Genomic DNA, 2,014 nt, shown 5'->3' on the forward strand with positions numbered 1-2,014 from the left:
AGTAGTCCCGGGCAGACTCGAACTGCCGACCCCTACATTATCAGTGTAGTACTCTAACCAGCTGAGCTACGAGACTCTGTTTTTTTACTTAAAAGTTTATTTCTTTAAATCAACAGCAAGAGTAATGCAATCTGAAGGCTCTAAAACCTCTTTTTAGGCATCTTATTTCCCAAGCGTGCCTTGCGGCTAACGATTTGGGCTCTAGAAAGGAGGTGTTCCAGCCGCACCTTCCGGTACGGCTACCTTGTTACGACTTAGCCCTAGTTACCAGTTTTACCCTAGGCAGCTCCTTGCGGTCACCGACTTCAGGCACCCCCAGCTTCCATGGCTTGACGGGCGGTGTGTACAAGGCCCGGGAACGTATTCACCGGATCATGGCTGATATCCGATTACTAGCGATTCCAGCTTCACGGAGTCGAGTTGCAGACTCCGATCCGAACTGTGACCGGCTTTATAGATTCGCTCCCCCTCGCGGGGTGGCTGCTCTCTGTACCGGCCATTGTAGCACGTGTGTAGCCCAAGGCGTAAGGGCCGTGATGATTTGACGTCATCCCCACCTTCCTCACAGTTTGCACTGGCAGTCTTGTTAGAGTTCCCGACACTACTCGCTGGCAACTAACAACAGGGGTTGCGCTCGTTATAGGACTTAACCTGACACCTCACGGCACGAGCTGACGACAACCATGCAGCACCTTGTAAACTGTCTTGCGAAAGATCTGTTTCCAAATCGGTCAGTCTGCATTTAAGCCTTGGTAAGGTTCCTCGCGTATCATCGAATTAAACCACATGCTCCACCGCTTGTGCGGGCCCCCGTCAATTCCTTTGAGTTTCAAACTTGCGTTCGTACTCCCCAGGTGGGATACTTATCACTTTCGCTTAGCCACTGAACTTGCGCCCAACAGCTAGTATCCATCGTTTACGGCGTGGACTACCAGGGTATCTAATCCTGTTCGCTACCCACGCTTTCGTCCATCAGCGTCAATCCATTGGTAGCAACCTGCCTTCGCAATTGGTATTCCATGTAATCTCTAAGCATTTCACCGCTACACTACATATTCTAGTTGCTTCCCAATAATTCAAGTTTAGCAGTATCAATGGCCGTTCCACCGTTGAGCGATGGGCTTTCACCACTGACTTACCAAACCGCCTACGGACCCTTTAAACCCAATGATTCCGGATAACGCTTGGATCCTCCGTATTACCGCGGCTGCTGGCACGGAGTTAGCCGATCCTTATTCTTACGGTACCGTCAAGCTCCCTCACGAGGGAGTGTTTCTTCCCGTACAAAAGCAGTTTACAATCCATAGGACCGTCATCCTGCACGCGGCATGGCTGGTTCAGGCTTGCGCCCATTGACCAATATTCCTCACTGCTGCCTCCCGTAGGAGTCTGGTCCGTGTCTCAGTACCAGTGTGGGGGATCTCCCTCTCAGGACCCCTACCCATCGTAGCCTTGGTAAGCCGTTACCCTACCAACTAGCTAATGGGACGCATGCTCATCTTTCACCGTTGTGACTTTAATTACTGGGTGATGCCACCCTGTAATGCTATGAGGTATTAATCCAAATTTCTCTGGGCTATCCCTCTGTGAAAGGCAGATTGCATACGCGTTACGCACCCGTGCGCCGGTCTCAAGCACCGAAGTGCTCTACCCCTCGACTTGCATGTGTTAAGCCTGCCGCTAGCGTTCATCCTGAGCCAGGATCAAACTCTTCATCGTATATTTTAATAATGTATATGCGATGCCTTATCTATCGGTTCTTTTCGAATCTCCCGATTCATTACTCTTATTCTTTCTTGTTTTGAAATCTCTTTCAAAACGGCTGTCAATTCAATATGTCTACGAACGTGTATTCTTCTGTCTTCGCTTGTGTTTCAAAGCGGGTGCAAAACTAAAACTTCTTTCCGTATCTCGCAAGAAAAACTTGAAAAATTTTTGAAGCTTTTTTTTTCGCTTCAGTTTCTCTTCGTTTTTCTGCCAGTCTTTCAAGGAGCTTCCGTGTTTTGCGGGGTGG

The 2,014-nt window shown here is 49.1% G+C and carries 1 tRNA gene and 1 rRNA gene; both read right to left on the reverse strand.

What is annotated here, in order from left to right:
• Positions 1-2: 2 nt before the first annotated feature.
• Positions 3-76 (reverse strand) — tRNA-Ile (locus OD917_RS22420).
• 129 nt (positions 77-205) lie between these two features.
• Positions 206-1,719: ribosomal RNA gene (locus tag OD917_RS22425) — 16S ribosomal RNA — on the reverse strand.
• Between the last annotated feature and the right edge of the window lie 295 nt (positions 1,720-2,014).

It is taken from the genome of Flavobacterium sp. SH_e (assembly GCF_025717045.1).
Classification (GTDB): domain Bacteria; phylum Bacteroidota; class Bacteroidia; order Flavobacteriales; family Flavobacteriaceae; genus Flavobacterium.